The 17423-nt window shown below is 58.8% G+C and carries 16 protein-coding genes and 1 tRNA gene; 10 read left to right on the top strand and 7 right to left on the bottom strand.

Annotated features, from left to right (window positions below):
• The first annotated feature begins 5 nt into the window (after positions 1-5).
• Complete coding sequence (locus IEX04_RS14725; RefSeq protein WP_188686652.1) at positions 6-1910, top strand: acetate--CoA ligase; 1905 nt, start codon at positions 6-8, stop codon at positions 1908-1910.
• A gap of 77 nt (positions 1911-1987) precedes the next feature.
• Here the strand turns inward: IEX04_RS14725 and IEX04_RS14720 are convergent, their stop codons facing one another.
• The 3 genes from IEX04_RS14720 to IEX04_RS14710 all read right to left on the bottom strand — a co-directional run bounded on the left by IEX04_RS14720 (position 1988) and on the right by IEX04_RS14710 (position 6096).
• A complete protein-coding gene (locus IEX04_RS14720) occupies positions 1988-3490 on the bottom strand; it encodes an SLC13 family permease (protein ID WP_229677172.1) in 1503 nt (500 codons plus the stop codon).
• A gap of 195 nt (positions 3491-3685) precedes the next feature.
• The gene (locus IEX04_RS14715; RefSeq protein WP_229677171.1) at positions 3686-4408 is read right to left on the bottom strand and encodes a response regulator; all 723 of its coding nucleotides are present in this window, start codon (positions 4406-4408) and stop codon (positions 3686-3688) included.
• Positions 4405-6096, bottom strand: coding sequence for a sensor histidine kinase (locus IEX04_RS14710; RefSeq protein ID WP_188686649.1), 1692 nt, complete (start codon positions 6094-6096; stop codon positions 4405-4407). Before IEX04_RS14710 ends, IEX04_RS14715 begins: the two co-directional genes overlap by 4 nt.
• A 165-nt stretch (positions 6097-6261) precedes the next feature.
• On the opposite strand from IEX04_RS14710, the gene IEX04_RS14705 reads away from it, so the two are divergent.
• Entirely contained in the window at positions 6262-7563 is a 1302-nt protein-coding gene (locus IEX04_RS14705) for a cation:dicarboxylate symporter family transporter (protein WP_188686646.1), read from the top strand.
• A 218-nt stretch (positions 7564-7781) separates the two neighbouring features.
• Here the strand turns inward: IEX04_RS14705 and IEX04_RS14700 are convergent, their stop codons facing one another.
• From IEX04_RS14700 to IEX04_RS14685, 4 genes are all read right to left on the bottom strand, one after another.
• On the bottom strand, positions 7782-8237 hold the full coding sequence (locus tag IEX04_RS14700; RefSeq protein WP_096257581.1) for a hypothetical protein: 456 nt from the start codon (positions 8235-8237) through the stop codon (positions 7782-7784).
• Positions 8238-8390: 153 nt separating this feature from the next.
• Positions 8391-8741, bottom strand: coding sequence for a VOC family protein (locus IEX04_RS14695; protein WP_188686643.1), 351 nt, complete (start codon positions 8739-8741; stop codon positions 8391-8393).
• A 96-nt stretch (positions 8742-8837) separates the two neighbouring features.
• Entirely contained in the window at positions 8838-8996 is a 159-nt protein-coding gene (locus IEX04_RS14690) for a hypothetical protein (protein ID WP_170947928.1), read from the bottom strand.
• A 138-nt stretch (positions 8997-9134) separates the two neighbouring features.
• Positions 9135-9422 (bottom strand): maleylpyruvate isomerase N-terminal domain-containing protein, encoded by a 288-nt coding sequence (locus IEX04_RS14685; protein WP_188686641.1) that lies wholly within the window; start codon positions 9420-9422, stop codon positions 9135-9137.
• Between the two features lie 444 nt (positions 9423-9866).
• On the opposite strand from IEX04_RS14685, the gene IEX04_RS14680 reads away from it, so the two are divergent.
• The 8 genes from IEX04_RS14680 to IEX04_RS14645 all read left to right on the top strand — a co-directional run bounded on the left by IEX04_RS14680 (position 9867) and on the right by IEX04_RS14645 (position 17398).
• Positions 9867-10724, top strand: coding sequence for a ParA family protein (locus IEX04_RS14680; RefSeq protein WP_170947937.1), 858 nt, complete (start codon positions 9867-9869; stop codon positions 10722-10724).
• Positions 10724-11596: a segregation and condensation protein A gene (locus tag IEX04_RS14675; RefSeq protein ID WP_096257588.1), complete on the top strand. Its 873-nt coding sequence runs from the start codon at positions 10724-10726 to the stop codon at positions 11594-11596. The genes IEX04_RS14680 and IEX04_RS14675 overlap by 1 nt, the downstream gene beginning before the upstream one ends.
• Positions 11589-12179: an SMC-Scp complex subunit ScpB gene (gene scpB / locus IEX04_RS14670; RefSeq protein ID WP_096257590.1), complete on the top strand. Its 591-nt coding sequence runs from the start codon at positions 11589-11591 to the stop codon at positions 12177-12179. The genes IEX04_RS14675 and scpB overlap by 8 nt, the downstream gene beginning before the upstream one ends.
• A gap of 98 nt (positions 12180-12277) precedes the next feature.
• A complete protein-coding gene (locus IEX04_RS14665) occupies positions 12278-13798 on the top strand; it encodes a pseudouridine synthase (protein WP_229677170.1) in 1521 nt (506 codons plus the stop codon).
• 3 nt (positions 13799-13801) lie between these two features.
• Positions 13802-14905: a prephenate dehydrogenase gene (locus tag IEX04_RS14660; RefSeq protein WP_096257594.1), complete on the top strand. Its 1104-nt coding sequence runs from the start codon at positions 13802-13804 to the stop codon at positions 14903-14905.
• The gene (gene cmk / locus IEX04_RS14655; RefSeq protein WP_096257596.1) at positions 14887-15585 is read left to right on the top strand and encodes a (d)CMP kinase; all 699 of its coding nucleotides are present in this window, start codon (positions 14887-14889) and stop codon (positions 15583-15585) included. The genes IEX04_RS14660 and cmk overlap by 19 nt, the downstream gene beginning before the upstream one ends.
• 103 nt (positions 15586-15688) lie before the next feature.
• Positions 15689-17221: a ribosome biogenesis GTPase Der gene (der, locus tag IEX04_RS14650; protein ID WP_096257598.1), complete on the top strand. Its 1533-nt coding sequence runs from the start codon at positions 15689-15691 to the stop codon at positions 17219-17221.
• Between the two features lie 100 nt (positions 17222-17321).
• Positions 17322-17398: transfer RNA gene (locus tag IEX04_RS14645), tRNA-Pro, on the top strand.
• Positions 17399-17423 lie beyond the last annotated feature (25 nt).

Here is a 17423-nt window from a genome sequence, read left to right as displayed (position 1 = left end):
GAAACATGGCACAGGAATACCGCCAGGCCTTTAACCAGGCCGCTACCGATCCGGCCGCGTTTTGGCTTACCGCTGCCCGAGAGGTGCAGTGGGACAAGGCGCCCACCCAAGCGATCGATGATTCGAAGGCGCCACTGTACAACTGGTTCCCGGACGGAAAGCTGAACCTATCGGCCAACGCACTGGATCGACATGTGGCTGCCGGGCGCGGGGATCAGGCCGCACTCATTTACGATTCGGCAATGCTGAATAGCAAAACCGAGTACAGCTACAGTGAACTTTTGCGCGAAGTGGAAATCTTCGCCGGCGTTTTGCGCGACCGCGGTGTAAAAACCGGTGACCGTGTCTTGATCTACCTACCGATGATTCCGCAGGCTGTCATCTCGATGCTTGCCTGTGCGCGCCTCGGTGCAGTGCACTCGGTAGTTTTTGGTGGTTTCGCTCCGAAAGAGCTGGCCGCTCGTATTACCGACTGCGAGCCGGTAGCCATCGTCACGGCCTCGGGTGGTATTGAACCTTCGCGTCATATTGAATACCTGCCGGCCGTCGCCGAGGCTTTGGCGCTCGCCGAAAAATCTGTGCGAGATGTCATCGTGAGCCACCGCGACGGGTTTGAACACAGCCCCAGTGAGTACCAGGATGCTTCCGAGGTCAATTGGCTGGATTGGGATGAGCTAGCCAAGGTGGCCCAGCCCGCCGCGCCAGTGTCACTTGACTCCACCCACCCGCTCTACGTGCTCTACACCTCCGGTACCACCGGTTCCCCTAAGGGAGTCGTACGCGATACCGGTGGTTACACCACGGCGCTGCAGTTCTCCATGAACGCGATTTACGATGTGCACCCCGGTGACGTCATGTTTACCGCTTCGGATGTGGGCTGGGTCGTGGGCCACTCCTACATCGTGTACGCACCATTGATCGCCGGCGCGACCTCCGTACTCTACGAGGGCAAGCCAATTGGCACCCCGGATGCCGGCGTGTTTGGGCGCATTATCGAGGACCACAAGGTCACCACGATGTTCACCGCACCCACCGCGCTGCGTGCGGTGCGTAAGGCCGACCCGTCCGGAGCGCTGATCGCCGCTCATGACCTGTCCTCGCTGCGCGCACTATTTGTTGCCGGAGAGCGGCTGGACCCGGACACTTACCACTTTGCGGTGGATCTGCTGGGCATCCCGGTCGTGGATAACTGGTGGCAGACCGAAACCGGTTGGCCTATCGCCTCCAACCCGCTGGGACTGGAGGAGCTGACTGCGAAAGCCGGCAGCCCCACCACCCCGGTACCCGGTTTTAACGTAGAAATCCGTGACGCCCTCGGCGCTCAGGTAGCTGCTGGCGATGAGGGAAATATCGTCATCAAGCTGCCGTTGCCACCGGGCGCACTGACCACGCTGTGGGGCAATGACCAGCGCTTCATCGACACCTATCTCACGCAGATCGAAGGCTTCTACCTCACCGGTGATTCGGGCTTCCTCGATGAGGACGGTTACCTGTTTGTCATGGGGCGCACCGATGACGTGATCAACGTGTCCGGACACCGGTTGTCCACCGGCGCCATGGAACAGGTGCTCGCCAGCCATCCGGCGGTCGCCGAATGCGCGGTGATCGGCATCAACGACGCACTCAAAGGCCAGCGCGCCAGCGGATATGTGGTGCTCAAATCCGGTGTGGACACGGACGAGGAAACACTGAAAAAGGAGATCGTTGCGCTGGTGCGCCAGCATATCGGACCGGTGGCGGACTTCCGTGAGGTGAGCGTGGTGGCCGGGCTGCCGAAGACTCGCTCGGGAAAGATTCTGCGCAAAACCATGCGGCAGATCGCCGACGGCAAGGAGTACACGGTGCCTTCGACAATCGAGGATCCAGCGGTGCTCGATGACCTTGCGAACTACCTGCGTCCGCAAGGATAATCAGCACCACTAAAGCACTCAAGGCCTGTCCGAACCACAGAAATCGTGGGGGACAGGCCTTGAAATGTTTTGCGGGGTTAGATGCTCACGCCGAAAACCCACGGAACCAACGTGTAGATGACGCCCACGATCAGCACCATCGAGATCAGGTTCAGCCAGACGCCGGCTCGTACCATCTGCCTGATGGAGACCTCGCCGGATCCGAAAGCCACGGCATTAGACGGCGTAGCTACCGGCAACATGTACGCGGAACACACCGCCAAGGTCATCACGATGATCATCAGCAACGGATCCACGCCGACGCCGACTGCCACCGCACCCATGATCGGGAAGAATGCGGCCGCGGTGGCCGTATTGCTGGTTAGTTCGGTCAGTCCCAAGCCAACAAGCGCGGCCACAAGCAGCACGAGGATGGGTGGCAGGTCTCCGAGCGTGCTCACCTGATCGCCGATCCACTTTGATAGCCCAGTGGAGGTGAACATCGCCGATAGCGACAGGCCGCCGCCGAAAAGTAGCAGCAGACCCCAAGGGATATCACGCGCCGATTCCCATTTTAATAACGGGCCAGCGCTCTTGCCCGCAGGAACTAGGAAGCAGGCTATGGCCGCGCCCATCGCAACCTGAGTATCCGAGATTTCGCCGAGGAACGGCATCGACTGCGCAATTGCGGGAATCTTAGCGATAAATGGCAGAGCAACCCAGCAGAAAATCGCGACCAGGAAAATCGCGGCAACGCGACGTTCGGAGGTGGACATGGTGCCCAGCTTTGTCAGTTCGGCGCGAATCAGATCCTTGCCACCGGGGATTTGTTTCAGTCCGGTGCGGAAAACCAGTTTGGTCAGCACCAGCCACGCGACCAGCAGCATGAAGACTGCTACCGGGACGCCCACGAGCATCCACTTGCCGAACTGCATCTCGTAGTTCAGCTCTGCATCAAGGTATGCAGCCATCAACGCCATCGGTGGCTGACCGATGAGCGTGGCCATGGAGCCGATGGTCACACCGTAGGCAATGCCCAACATCATCGAGGCTGAGAACTTCGCGTCTACGGCTTTGGGATCGATATTGCGGACCAGCTGCAGGATCGAGACACCGATCGGGACCATAATCACCGCGGTGGCGGTGTTGGAAACCCAGGCCGAGATAAACGCGGAGGCAAGCATCAGCCCGAAGACGATCTGATCCGGACGTGTGCCTACGGCACGGATCGTGAGCAGTGCGATGCGCCGGTGAAGATTACTGCGCTCCGTGGCGAGCCCCAGGATCACGCCGCCCATGACGAGGAAAACTACCGGGTTGGCGTAAGGCGCGGCCACGTTGGTCATCGTGTCCATCCCGAATAACGGGAAGAGTACCAATGGAAGCAGCGAGGTCACTGGAATAGGTGCGGCTTCGGTGATCCACCAGATTGCCATCCACGCGGCACACCCGGCGACTGCCTGTCCCTGGAAGGATAGTGACTCGGGTAGGGCCAAGAAAAGGAGAAAACCAACTAAGGGGCCAGTAAGCAAGGACAGCAGCTTGCGGCTCGGCGGAGCGGTCGTCGGCGCGGAGGGTCCGCCGCGTGCTGCATCGCTCACGCTGATTTGCACATCTTGTGACAAGGATGATCCTGAGGGGCTTGGGCGAATGTTACTTCGCTAACGTAGCCCTGAGAGCTAGGTAACTGAAATACTTATTTGCGCGCCACTAGGATGCTGGGCCTATCAATTGAGCCCAGATAGCAGATCAACGTCGCGCATCCTTCGAAAAGAAAACGCAAGCAGGGCAGCTAGTCAGTGCGAATTGTGCTGGTATTCAAATTCCGGCCGGCCACGGGTGCCATGGCGTGGTTGTTTCACCGCGGTCTTAACCAACGCCAAATGTTCTAGGTATCGGCGGGCAGTCACCCGCGAGAGTCCTAATTCCTCACCCAGTTCGGTAGCCGAAAAGGCGCGGGTCGGGCTGGACGCCAAATGGTTTTGGACCTGTTCCAGCGTTTGGCTGATCAGTCCCTTGGGCAGCGACACTGAGGCGCTAGTGGTGCGCAATGCCGAAAACGCGGTATCCAAGGCGGCCTGCGAGGTGGAGGACCCACCCGAGCGCATGGTCGCAATAAACGCCCGATGGTTTTCCAGTTTTTCGGCAAAGACCGCGAAGCTAAACGGCTTGATCAGGTACTGGGTGATTCCCGTAGCTACCGCAGATCGGACCACGGCCAGGTCACGCACCGCGGTAATGGCAATAATATCGAGCGTATAACCGCGCCCGCGCATTCGGCGGGCCACGTCAATTCCGTGCAAGTCCGGCAGCGTCATATCCAGCAGGACCAAGTCGAAGGGGGCACCTGCCTCGTGGGCGTCGCTGAGCATTTGCAGTGCGCCGTACCCATTGGCAGCGATGGCGCCGGTGCGGAACCCGGGAACCCGATCCACATACATGGCGTGGGCGCGGGCGGTCTCCGGTTCGTCGTCAACCACCAGTACCCGGAAGTCGCTGCTCGGCTCGGTTAAGCTCACGCGCTGTCCTCCTCAGGCAGTACCGGCAGGGTGATGGTGAATATCGCCCCGGCATCGTTGTCTATGGTCATTGTTCCATGAAGCCGCGTCACCGCCTGCTGCACCAGAGCGAGCCCGAGTCCGCGCGGCGCGTTGCCCTGTTTGGTGCTCACTCCGAAACGCAGCAGGTTTTCCAGGAATTCGGGTTCGATGCCCGGCCCGGAATCCGCGACGGAGATGATCACCTCGTCCGCGAGGGCATTAACTTCCACCCAGACGGTCGACTCCTCGGTACCCACCGAAACGTCCAGCGCATTATCCAGCAAGTTGCCGACGATGGTCACGATGTCGGTGGCGTGGAAGGTATCCGGGCGGACCACCCCGGTGGCGGTAATGCTGAGGGTGACTCCGCGTTCGTGGGCCTGTGCCGATTTAGCGACCAACAAACTAGACAGGTACACGTCATCAATGTTTTGCACGATCGCGTCGGTGAGCGCTTGGGAATTTTGCCGGTCATCGACGGCGAAGGCCAGCGCCTTGTCCGCGCTGCCATTTTCGATCAGCGTGGCGATGGTATGCAGGCGGTTGGCGTGCTCATGGGTCTGGGCACGTAGCGCGGTGGAGAAAGTTTTCAGCGACTGCACCTCGCCGGTCAGTTCCTGCACCTCGGTCAGATCGCGCAGGGTGAGCACCTGGCCGCTGGGTGCCTGTACCCGTAGCCAGCGCAATGGCAGCCGGTACCTGCCGGGCAGCTGGGTTCCGGTCAGTCTGGCGTTGCTCTGTGACACTGCAAGCACCGAGTTGTGGCCCAAGTGGATTTCATCGCGCGCGGCCCGGCCGCTGGACATTAATTCACGCAGGGTGTCGGGCAGCCTGGCATCCGAAAGTTCCAAACCGTCGCCCGGGGCCTGCGCCGGCAGCTTTAAGAGGCGGGCTGCTTCGGAGTTATAGAGCACAATGCGGTGCCTGCGGTCCAGCAGAATCAATCCCTCGCGTACCGAGTGCAGTGCGGAGAAGTAGAACGCGTAGAGCCGGCGCAGCCCGTGCGGGCCGAAGCCCAGGGTGGCGCTTTGAATGTATTTGGAGAATGACCAGGAAGTGAACCCGGCCAGCAGCAGCGCAAACAGTGAGACCAGCAGGATTTGCGGCAGCTCTTCGCGGTAAAGCACCTGCAGACTTTCCAGCGTGATGCCGGTGGCGACCATGCCCACTATCTTCCCGTCCTTCGCGTAGACCGGGGCGATGGTACGTACCGAGCGTCCTAGGGTTCCGACCGCCTGCTCGGAGAAGACCTCACCGCTCAGGACTTCTGCGGTGGACCCGGAATAGGGCTTACCCAGTTGCGCCGGGTTGGGGTGGGTCACGCGCAACAGGTCCGGGGTCATGATGGTGATGAAATCAATGGTTTGTGCGTGGCTCAAAATGTCCTGGGTATAGGGCTGCAGGCTGGCGCTGGGGTCATCTTCTTGCAGGGCGTTGGCCACGAAGGGGTCGTTGGCCAAGGTAGTGGACACGGTGGCAACCGTTGATTGCCGTACGTCCAGGGCCACTCGGGCCACGTGCTGATAGGAAGCGATGCCAAGCCAAACGATCACCACGATGACCAGCAGCATTTGTGCGGCAAAAATACGGGCGGCAAATGACCAGCCGTCGCGGGTCAACGGGACCGGTGCGTTGGCTGCGGCACTATCGTGCTGGTCGCTGGCCATGAACTTGGCTCCTTGATCGAACGTTAAAGTTTTGCTGTGTGAACAATATGAACGCAATAGAGATGCACATCACCCGAGCGCGCACCATTGAACAAGAACGATCTTACGCGCCAGCCTGACAATGCAGTCCAGCTGGCCCCTCGGCATATGAAGGCTGGATTCACCATGGCTGTCACAGAACAAGTCCCGCAGAACCCGGAGTCGCAGACGCCGGTCAAGAAAAAAGACCGCACTCACTGGCTATACATCATGGTGATCGCCGCGGTGATCCTCGGCGCGGCCGTTGGCCTGATCTTCCCCGAACTCGGCAAGGCGCTTAAGCCGCTGGGCACCGGCTTCGTCGCGCTGATCAAGATGATCATCGCCCCGGTGATCTTCTGCACCATTGTCCTTGGCATTGGCTCGATTGCCAAAGCGGCTACGGTCGGCAAGGTGGGCGGCTTGGCGCTGCTGTACTTCATGACGATGTCTACCTTCGCCCTGGCCATCGGCCTGCTGGTGGGTAACTTGATCCACCCGGGTGAAGGCCTTGAGCTCAAGCCTTACGAAGCAGGTGGCGCAGGTGAAGAAAACGCCACCGTCGCGTTCCTGCTTGAACTGATCCCCGGCGATCTGCCGGTCTTGCCAACCCTGGTCCTCGCGCTGATCGTCGGTTTCGCTTTGCAATCGATGGGCAAGTCCGGCGAGCCGGTGCTGAACGCCGTCAAGAGCATTCAGCAGGTTGTTTTCCGAATCATGATGATGATCATGTGGATCGCGCCGATTGGCGCTTTCGGTGCCATCGCCGCAGTGGTTGGCGCCACCGGTTGGGCAGCCATCGGTTCCATGGCGATTCTGATGGGCGCCTTCTACGCTACCTGTGCAGTATTTATCGTGGTCATTCTCGGAACCATGCTGCGCCTGGTGACCGGGCTGAACATCTTCGCGTTGCTGAAGTACCTGGCCCGCGAATACCTGCTGATCTTCTCTACCTCTTCGTCCGAGTCGGCGCTGCCACGCCTGATCGCGAAGATGGAGCACGCCGGCGTCTCCAAGCCAGTGGTGGGCATCACCGTGCCAACCGGTTACTCGTTCAACCTTGATGGCACCGCCATCTACCTGACCATGTCGGCGCTGTTCGTTTCCACCGCTATGAACATGCCGATGAACCTCGGCCAACAGATCGGCCTGTTGCTGTTCATGATCATCGCTTCCAAGGGGGCTGCCGGTGTCACCGGTGCCGGCCTGGCAACCCTGGCAGCCGGCCTGCAGGCTCACCGTCCGGAACTGCTCGGCGGTATGGGCGTTATCGTGGGTATCGATAAGTTCATGTCCGAGGCTCGTGCGCTGACCAACTTCACCGGCAACGCCGTGGCCACCTTGCTAATTGGCAAGTGGACCAAGGAGATCGATATGGAGCAGGCCCGTGCCGTGCTGTCCGGCGAGCGTCCGTTCGACGAGCAGTCGATGGATCCAGACGCCCACTAATTTAGGCGCACTCTAAAAATCAAAAGTCCGCGGTTCCTCCACTGGAGGGTCCGCGGACTTTCGTGTTTATGTTGGGAAACTAGGTCGATCTAACGGTCATTGGCTTGGCCCATTGGCAAGGACCGCACACAAGGCAATCGCCGGCATTGCGTAGCTGACGTTTTCCTAGGCTCAGTTGGGACGCCATGGCGAACCAATCTTGGGGTCAGCTCCTAGAACTAGTCCTTGGCAAGGCGAACCGTTGTAGTGGTGCCCATAATGCCGGCTTCGTAGCTGATCTGTTCGTCGCTGAATGTGAATTCTTTATTGTCCGAAGTCGAAGCCAGCAACGCGCTATCGGTAGCTCCTTTATCCCGTTTCGAAGTCCAGACGTACGACTCCGCAGCTTCGGTAGGAGATTTAAAAGTGCCAACCCAATACACGGACTTTGTATCACCATTATTGGTCACCCAATCTATGGTGATCGTGTCATCGGTGACGGTGGCACTTTGGAAGGCATCGTCGCTTTGGGAGTTTACCTGTTTCCAGTGCCCAGTCAGGTCCGCCGGTTTCGCTTCCTGTACGACTTGTGCGTTGGTTTTCTCCGCGGGTTGATCGGTAGCCGTAGGTGTATTGGAGCATCCGACGAGCATTACGGTGAGCGCAAGAGCGATGGGTGCGAGTGATTTTCTCATTCCATCAGTGTTTCAAGCGCAGACATTACTATGAAGTAGTTGAACCTTGAAATAAAAATTCGATCCACGCTGCACTGATTTTCTCGCTGCTCTGCCTCTCTGAGATTATCGGGTTAGCTCGACTGGGGTAAGTTGCCTGTCCTCCCGCGGAGTTTAGGGCAGCGGAATAACTAGTGCTCCGGCGAGCACGACGCGATTTCCATCGGGATCCGCCAACTGTAGGATATGCGCACCCCCACCTAATTGCGGACCCTGATGCGCAATTCCGACCTCGAGCAGCCGGGCGGCCTGGGCATCGAGGTCGGACTCGTCGAGCACAATGGTTGAGTTGCCGGCGCGGTCAGGTTCAGACCAGACTTGCACGCCGTAGCCTCTGCCTAGGTGCCATTCAAGCAGGCCTGGCATGGGCCGTTGATCCGGTTTGCGCCCGAACAAGATGGTGTACCACTCTTCGGCACGCGCTAGATCGGTTACCGTGCAATTGGCAAGTATTCCTTTGATCATGGCCCTGTCCTTTGTTGCTGGGTTCGGCATGTTGTGTTCCAGTCGACCACGGCAGTTGGACTGCTGCAAGCTTTTTGAGCAGACCGGTTTCCTCAACTACGAGCTTGGAATTTCTCCGACGCGACGGCCAAGGAATGCAACGAGCTCTTCGATCGCGGGCGCATCATCCGCGATGGCCTGGGTAGGGGCTAAGCGCCCGTTTCTGGACTGGTCCGCGAGCTGAAGCTGAACGAACTGCAAGGCTTGTTCTGCCATGGCTTCTTACGGCTCTAGTTGCTGGCCGGTGGCTATGGCAAGATCCCAGCTAAGTGCGAGCAGATCGTACATTCGAATCTGCAACAGCTCCTGACCGGTGGCTGCACCCAGTGGGCTCTGAAAGCTTCGTTTAAGCGCTCAGGGATGCTCGAAGGTGGCGAGCAGCCGGGCAGAGGAATCGAGGTAAGCAGCGAGCAGATCATCGTCTAGGACGTCAGTCGTACGCTGCGGTGGCGACTGCTCGGTCATAAATGCGGCGAAGACGAGGTTCATGCCCACCGGATGCGCCACCAAATCATGCAAAGTCCAATCCGTGCACGGGGTGGGTGCCGAGAATTGCGCGGGCTCATTCCCCAAAATGAGCCGTGCGACCGAGGACAATGCGTGCTCAAGCTGTTCGACCGTTATCTGCTGTGCATTGCTCATGATTCCTTCAAATGCTTGATACGGTCAGCTGGGGAACCGGGGAGCGGAATCCACCGCTAGCGTTTCCCTCAGCCGTTTATCGAATATAGCGTCCTGTGGCAGGTGTTCTGCCATCGACGAGCTTCGTTCGATGTAGTGTGAATGGTTACCAAAAGTGGCACAGAGATCCGCCGAGCGGTTCATGGGGGAGCATCGTCGAATCGGCGCGGAGGCCGCGAATTCCTCGCGGATCCTTCATTCGTTGGCACCACGAGAGTACGCCCAGCTCCCTTACAACATTTGAGTTAAGGTTCAAGGTAAAGGCTCGCCGTATAACGGCCCTATACACAAGAATTATTACGCCGAACCGTTAACCTTAAATCAAGTACATCGTCCGATCCGAACGGGAAGCGTGGTTCACCCATCGTGAGCGAACAGCAGGGAAGCAAGCAGCGTGGCACAGGAATGCTCAAGGAACCTCGTCCGTTGGGCCCCACAGGTAAACCGCTAACCGAGTTCCCGACCCCGCAGCCCCTGCCTTCGCACGGGCCGGCGCGCGTGATCGCGATGGTCAACCAGAAGGGTGGCGTGGGTAAAACCACCTCCACCATCAACCTCGCCGCGGCGCTCGCCGAGTACGGTCGCAAGGTGCTATTGGTTGATTTTGACCCACAGGGCGCGTTATCTGCCGGTTTCGGTATGAACCCGCACGAGCTGGATATGACCGTTTACAACGTGCTCATGGATCGTAAAGTTCAGATCACCGATGCGATCCGAACCACCGACGTCGAGAATATCGATCTGTTGCCAGCCAATATCGATTTGTCAGCCGCCGAGGTTCAACTGGTCAACGAGGTAGCCCGCGAGCAGGCGCTGGAACGTGCACTGCGCAACGTGATCGACGACTACGACGTGGTGCTTATCGACTGCCAGCCATCGCTGGGCTTGCTGACGGTCAACGCGCTAACCGCCGCACATGGCGTGATTATCCCGCTGACCGCGGAGTTCTTCGCGCTGCGAGCTGTGGCGCTACTGATGGAAACCATTGACAAGGTCAAGGACCGACTGAATCAGGTTTTGGAGGTCGACGGCGTGGTAGCCACCATGTACGACGCTCGAACCCTGCACAGCCGCGAAGTGATGTCCCGTCTAGAGGAAGCCTTCGGGGACAAACTTTTCGAAACCGTCATCAAGCGAACCATCAAGTTTGCCGATGCCAACGTGGCGGCAGAACCAATTACTACCTACGCCGGTAACCACCCTGGCGCCGAGGCATACCGCAACTTGGCTAAGGAACTGATCTTCCGCGGTGGCGCCCCGTAATGAGCGCGCAGGCCGCAGAAAAAACCGCCACCGATTCATCCACGGATGAGACGGCTGGCGGTTTTCGCCTTGCACTAGAGAATTTTAACGGCCCCTTCGATGTCTTACTGCACCTGATCACCCAGCGTGAAATGGACATTACCGAGGTGGCCCTAGCCGAGGTCACCGACGAGTTCATCGCGTACTTGAAGGCGCTTCAAGGCACCGGAGACGGGCTGAAGCTGCTGGATGAAACCACCGAATTTTTGGTTGTTGCCTCCACCTTGCTGGATCTTAAAGCATCTCGACTGCTTCCGCGCGGGGAGATGGCCGATGCCGATGACTTCGAACTGCTTGAAGAGCGAGACCTGCTTTTTGCTCGGCTCTTGCAATACAAGGCGTTCAAGCATGCGGCTCAATTTTTGGGCGAGCGGTATCACGAGGAATCCTCTCGCCACCCACGCGAGGTTTCGCTGGAACCGCAGTTCGCAGCGCTGCTTCCGGACCTGATATTCAACATTGGACCGGAGAAGTTTGCGCAGCTTGCGGCTTCTGCACTGGCGCCCAAACCAGAACCGGTGACCGAAGTGGGATTGGCGCACTTGCACGGTGCAAATGTCACCATTGGCGAGGAAGCGGCAACGATGACCGCCATGCTCACCGAGCATGGCACCTTGGATTTTGTTGCGTTGATCGCAGATACCAATGAGCAGCTAGTCGTCGTGGTGCGTTTTCTGGCATTGTTGGAGATGTTCAGACAGAAGGTAATCGTGTTTGCGCAGGAGAGTCCGCTGGGACGGCTAGAGGTTTCTCTGGCAGGCGAGAGCGACTTTGATGTGCACGAGGTACAGGATCAGTACGAGGGGAGCGCAGGTGAGCGGGATCATGAGTGAGATTGCACCCATCGACGAGCTGCCTGGAGGGCTCAAATCGGGTCTTGAAGCGGTGCTGATGGTCGCCGATTCTCCCGTATCTACGGCACGTTTGGCCCAAATCTTCGACCTTCCAATAGCCCGGATCGCCACCACTTTGGAAGAACTCGCGACCGAGTATGATGGTAAAGATCGTCCGCGCGGATTTGAACTGCGCCGTGTCGCCTCTGGCTGGCGCTTTTACACGCGGACCGATTACGCCGATTTCGTCTCCAGTTATGTACTCGACGGGCAAACAGCACGCCTTTCACAGGCCGCCCTAGAAACTCTGGCTGTCATCGCTTACCGACAGCCGGTCTCGCGTGGACGTATTTCGGCGATTCGAGGTGTCAACGTCGATTCTGTAGTGCGCACGCTACTGACTCGTGGGTTGATCACGGAACACCCGGAGATTGGCGACGGCGGAGCGACGCTGTACCAAACAACCGAGTATTTCTTGGAACGACTGGGATTGAGTGCGTTGGAAGACCTTCCGGCGCTTTCTCCTTATCTTCCCGGGGTAGCCGACCTTGAATCGCTCGATTCGGCAACCTACGACGACTAGGCATCCGCGTATGAAACGGATGTCGACCGGACACCAGATGCGTTCCGCTTTTTAAGCGGTGCGCCCGCGATACTTAACAGACAAAGGAATTACGAACCATGAACAAGGGTTCCTCGGCACCGCGCAACTCGCGTGGCCCCAAGAGCTTCGGCGGCAAATCCGCTGGCAACAAGTCCTACGGCGATAAGCCATACGGTAATCGCTCCGAGGGTGGTAAGTCCTACGGCGATAAGCCATACGGTAACCGTTCCGAGGGTGGTAAGTCCTACGGCGATAAGCCATACGGTAACCGTTCCGAGGGTGGTAAGTCCTACGGCGATAAGCCATACGGCAATCGCTCCGAGGGTGGTAAGCCTTACGGCAACCGTTCCGAGGGTGGTAAGTCCTACGGCGATAAGCCATACGGCAATCGCTCCGAGGGTGGTAAGTCCTACGGCGATAAGCCATACGGCAATCGCTCCGAGGGTGGTAAGTCCTACGGCGATAAGCCATACGGTAACCGTTCCGAGGGTGGTAAGTCCTACGGCGATAAGCCATACGGTAACCGTTCCGAGGGTGGTAAGTCCTACGGCGATAAGCCATACGGCAATCGCTCCGAGGGTGGTAAGTCCTACGGCGATAAGCCTTACGGCAATCGTTCCGAGGGTAACAAGCCTTACGGTAACCGTTCCGAAGGTGGCAAGTCCTTTGGCAATAAGCAGGGCGATCGTTCCGGTCGACCAGGCGCAAGCCGTGACAAGTCCAGCTCCTCAGCATTTGGAAAGAACTCCGAGGCGGCCTTTGGTAAGGAACGTTTCGGTAACTCGGTGCAGTCAAACTATGCCCGCCCAACCCAGCGTGCTCGGGCCCAGGCTCGCGTCGAAAACCAGGCAAACCGCACCGATAGCCAGGACGGCGTTCGTCTGCAGAAGGCCATGGCTAACGCCGGAGTCGCTTCACGGCGCGTCTGTGAAGAAATGATCACCGAGGGCCGCGTTGAGGTCAACGGCAAGCTCATTGTTGAACTCGGCGCCCGCGTGGATCCGACCAAGGATTCCATCCACGTCGACGGCATGCGTTTGCAGCTGAACCAGACAAACAAGTACTTCGTTTTTAACAAGCCAAAGCACGTGATGTGCACGATGGATGATCCTGAGGGTCGTCGTACCATCGCCGATTACTTCCGTCACGAGCATGCTCAGCTGCGCCTCTTCCATGTGGGCCGCCTGGACTACAAGACCGAGGGTCTGCTGATCCTGACCAACGACGGGGAACTGGCCAACCGCCTGCAGCACCCGAAGTATGAGGTTCCAAAAACTTACCTGGTACAGGTTCCTGGCCCAATTTCGCGCGCCGCGAGCAACGCCCTGCGCGAAGGCGTCCGCTTGGAAGACGGCTGGATCAAGGTTGACGATCTTAAAGTAATCGACACCACGCCGAAGTCCGTGATGGTTGAGGTGACCCTGCACTCGGGTCGCAACCGCATCGTACGTCGTATGTTCGATGCAGTCGGACACCCTGTAGAGCGCCTCGTGCGCGTAGGTATCGGTCCGATCCAGCTCGGCGATCAGAAGCAAGGCGTCATCCGACCTCTGGGTAACCAGGAAGTCGGACACCTGATGTCCATGGTGGGGATGTAACCTATGCCCACTTCTCACCTTGCCGGCCCAGTGCTGGTGATTGGCACCGGACTACTGGGCACCTCGGTGGGTCTGGGGCTGCGCGCTAAGGGCGTAGCAGTTTACCTGCAGGACATTTCGCCGACCGCACAAGCTGTGGCTCATGACATCGGCGCTGGCCAACCGCTGGATTCCGAGGCGCGAGTCGCCCCGGAACTGGTGGTCATCGGCGCTCCGCCAGATGTCACCGCGACACTGGTGGCCGAATCGTTGCTAAAGTACCCGAATTCGACGGTGGTCGACATCGCCAGCGTGAAGGGTTCAATCCTTGACGCGGTGAATGCCGATGTGCGTCTCAGCGACGCAGATCGTGCCCGCTATGTGGGTACACACCCGATGGCAGGACGGGAGAAATCAGGTCCGGCCGCCGCGCGTGGCGCGTTGTTTACCTCGATGCCATGGGTGATCTGCGCGCACCAGTTGGCCTCCGCCGCGAGCGTGAAAACCGCCGAGGCATTGGCCATCGATCTGGGGGCGACCTTGCACCGCATGGACGTCACCGACCACGACGAATCGGTCGCGCTGACCAGCCACTTTCCACAGGCTGCCAGCTCGATGATCGCTTCGCGTTTGTTAAACGCTCAAGCCCACCAGTTGGGTTTGGCCGGCAACGGACTGCGTGACATGACGCGCATCGCTGCAAGCGATGAAAAGTTGTGGATCCAGATTTTCTCACATAACGCGAAAGCGTTGATCCCGATCCTTTCGGGTATGAAAGAAGATCTGGACCGGCTGATCAATACGTTGAACAATCCAACGGGCCATGGCGCCTTACTGGATTTGTCGCAATTGATGAGCGAGGGCAACGCCGGGCAGGCCCGAATTCCGGGCAAGCACGGTGCCCCACCGCAAGCTTTCGCACTGGTTACCGTCGTCGTTGATGACAAACCCGGGCAGATCGCGGCACTCGTGGCGGATATCGGCGAGGCAGGTATCAACCTTGAAGATATGCGCATGGAGCATTCCGCCGGACACCAGGTAGGACTGGTGGACGTGTCGGTATTGCCCGGACGGCGCGATGAACTGATCAACGTATTGACGAACAACGGATGGAAAGTAGCCCAGTGACGCACGCAGCTAACCCAACGAACCTTGTCATCGCCATTGACGGACCAAGTGGTTCTGGCAAGTCCTCGGTTTCCAAGGCAGTGGCCCGCGCACTAGGCGCTGCCTACCTGGACACCGGAGCAATGTACCGGGCGATCACCTACTCGGTGCTCGACGCGGGAACTGACCTGTCCGATGCTGCCGCGATAGCTACCGCGGTGCGCGAAGCAAAGCTGGAAATCTCGGTAGATCCGGATCACGAACATGTGGTGATCGGCGATACCGTGGTGACCGACGCAATTCGTGAACCACGCATCTCAGAGCAGGTTTCTGCGGTGGCAACCAATCTGGAAGCGCGTGCTGAGCTGGTCCGCCGACAACGTGAAATCATCGCAACCAACGTGCGCATTGTCGCCGAGGGTCGCGATATCACCACCGTTGTCGCCCCCGATGCAAATGCCCGAATCCTGCTGACTGCTTCCGAAGAGGCGCGCCTGCGCCGCCGCGGAATCCAGCTTGGCGGAACTCAGGACGCTAGCGCGCTTGCATCCCAGGTGCTTGAACGCGATAAGAAAGATTCGACGGTTGTGAACTTTACCCAGGCCGCCGATGGAGTGATTACGGTTGACTCCTCGGACCTGGATTTTGAGCAGACCATCAACGCCGTGCTTGACGCAATCAACACGGCTGCGAAAAAGTAGTACTAACTAAGCCTTAACCGGCGCCCATCCTCGGCGAGAGCCGATGAAGATTCACGTTCCGCCCGCCACCTTGGGCAGGACCTATCGCCTTGAAGGGAATATCATGAGCGACCACAACAACTCCCACGATGGGGAATACATCCCCGTCGTAGACGACGATATCGCCGAGCGCCTAGCCGAACTGAGCGAGGAAGACGCGGAAATCCGTACTCGAGCTCTGCTCTCCGGACTCGATGACTACGATCTGGACGCCGAAGACGCCGCGCTGCTCTCCGGCCTGGACGACGACTCCGAAGATGATGCAGACGTCATCATCCCACCGGTGCTGGCCATCATCGGCCGCCCCAACGTGGGCAAATCAACGCTGGTCAACCGCATCCTCGGTCGCCGCGAAGCAGTAGTGGAAGACGTTCCGGGTGTCACCCGTGACCGTGTTTCCTACTCTGCCGAGTGGCTGGGCCGCCCGTTCACCGTGGTGGACACCGGTGGTTGGGAGCACGACGCAAAGGGCATCCACGCTTCGGTTGCCGAGCAGGCTGAAATCGCTGCAGACGTAGCCGATGCAATCCTTTTTGTAGTCGACTCACATGTGGGCGCTACCGCGACCGACGAGGCCGTAGTGAAGATGCTGCGCAAGAAGCGCAAGCCAGTCTTCCTGGTCGCCAACAAGGTTGATGATTTTAACCAAGAAGCCGAAGCAGCCTCGCTGTGGGGTCTGGGCTTTGGTCAGCCATGGCCAGTTTCCGCACTACACGGCCGCGGTACCGCGGACTTGTTGGACGCGGTGATGGAAAAACTTCCCGCACATTCGGCCTTCGGTGGAATGATTCCTTCCGGTGGTCCGCGCCGTATCGCGCTGATCGGCCGACCAAACGTGGGTAAGAGCTCGCTGCTGAACAAGCTTGCAGGCTCCGAGCGCGTGGTTGTTGACGACTATGCCGGCACCACCCGCGACCCGGTCGATGAGCTTCTGGAACTCGGTGGCGAGGTATGGCGCTTCGTAGATACCGCAGGTATCCGCCGCCGTCAGCACATGGCTCAGGGCTCGGATTACTACGCGTCGCTACGAACCCAGACCGCCTTGGAAAAGGCTGAAGTCGCAGTAGTGCTGTTGGCCGCGAATGAGACCGTCTCCGAGCAGGACGTACGCATCATCCAGCTGACCATCGAAGCCGGCCGCGCGCTGGTGCTCGTGTTCAACAAGTGGGATGAAGTCGACGAAGATCGTCGCTACGTCCTGGAACAGGAAATTGAGCGCGATCTGGCCCACATCGAGTGGGCGCCGCGTGTGAACATGTCGGCGTTGACCGGCTGGCACAAGGACAAGATCGTTGCCGCTCTACACACCTCGCTGGATTCGTGGGATAAGCGCATTCCAACTGGCAAGCTCAACGCGTTTCTTGGCGAGCTCGTCGCGGCGCACCCTCACCCGGTACGCGGTGGTAAGCAGCCACGCATCCTGTTCGGTACCCAGGCGTCTTCGCGTCCGCCGAAGTTCGTGCTCTTCACCTCCGGATTCTTGGATCCAGGCTACCGCCGTTTCATCGCGCGACGTCTGCGTGAAACCTTCGGTTTTGAGGGTACTCCGATCGAAGTTTCGATGCGCATTCGTGAGCGTCGTAGCCGTAATCGGTAACGGTTCGAAAATTACACCTCGTTTGAGGTAGGGTAATTAAGGAGCTTTTCGTAGACGGCACCCTCGCCTTCGGGCGCAGGGATAACGGCTGCGAGAGCATCGGGCTATGGCGCAGCTTGGTAGCGCGCCTGACTGGGGGTCAGGAGGCCGTGGGTTCAAATCCCGCTAGCCCGACCAGTTCAAAACCCCGGCGAAAAATTCG

This window comes from Glutamicibacter ardleyensis (genome assembly GCF_014644555.1).
Taxonomy (GTDB): Bacteria; Actinomycetota; Actinomycetes; order Actinomycetales; family Micrococcaceae; genus Glutamicibacter; species Glutamicibacter bergerei.
The sequence above is the reverse complement of the archived record's forward strand: the minus strand, read 5'-3'. Positions and strand labels throughout refer to the sequence as shown.

Excerpts from the sequence above, each read along its gene's own strand:
- IEX04_RS14665 (WP_229677170.1), top strand. The coding sequence starts at position 12,278 with ATGAACAAGGGTTCCTCGGCACCGCGCAACTCGCGTGGCCCCAAGAGC.
- cmk (WP_096257596.1), top strand. The coding sequence starts at position 14,887 with ATGGAAAGTAGCCCAGTGACGCACGCAGCTAACCCAACGAACCTTGTC.
- der (WP_096257598.1), top strand. The coding sequence starts at position 15,689 with ATGAGCGACCACAACAACTCCCACGATGGGGAATACATCCCCGTCGTA.
- IEX04_RS14695 (WP_188686643.1), bottom strand. The coding sequence starts at position 8,741 with ATGATCAAAGGAATACTTGCCAATTGCACGGTAACCGATCTAGCGCGT.
- IEX04_RS14690 (WP_170947928.1), bottom strand. The coding sequence starts at position 8,996 with ATGGCAGAACAAGCCTTGCAGTTCGTTCAGCTTCAGCTCGCGGACCAG.
- IEX04_RS14660 (WP_096257594.1), top strand. The coding sequence starts at position 13,802 with ATGCCCACTTCTCACCTTGCCGGCCCAGTGCTGGTGATTGGCACCGGA.
- IEX04_RS14725 (WP_188686652.1), top strand. The coding sequence starts at position 6 with ATGGCACAGGAATACCGCCAGGCCTTTAACCAGGCCGCTACCGATCCG.
- IEX04_RS14680 (WP_170947937.1), top strand. The coding sequence starts at position 9,867 with ATGCTCAAGGAACCTCGTCCGTTGGGCCCCACAGGTAAACCGCTAACC.
- IEX04_RS14700 (WP_096257581.1), bottom strand. The coding sequence starts at position 8,237 with ATGAGAAAATCACTCGCACCCATCGCTCTTGCGCTCACCGTAATGCTC.
- IEX04_RS14685 (WP_188686641.1), bottom strand. The coding sequence starts at position 9,422 with ATGAGCAATGCACAGCAGATAACGGTCGAACAGCTTGAGCACGCATTG.
- scpB (WP_096257590.1), top strand. The coding sequence starts at position 11,589 with ATGAGTGAGATTGCACCCATCGACGAGCTGCCTGGAGGGCTCAAATCG.
- IEX04_RS14675 (WP_096257588.1), top strand. The coding sequence starts at position 10,724 with ATGAGCGCGCAGGCCGCAGAAAAAACCGCCACCGATTCATCCACGGAT.
- IEX04_RS14710 (WP_188686649.1), bottom strand. The coding sequence starts at position 6,096 with ATGGCCAGCGACCAGCACGATAGTGCCGCAGCCAACGCACCGGTCCCG.
- IEX04_RS14705 (WP_188686646.1), top strand. The coding sequence starts at position 6,262 with ATGGCTGTCACAGAACAAGTCCCGCAGAACCCGGAGTCGCAGACGCCG.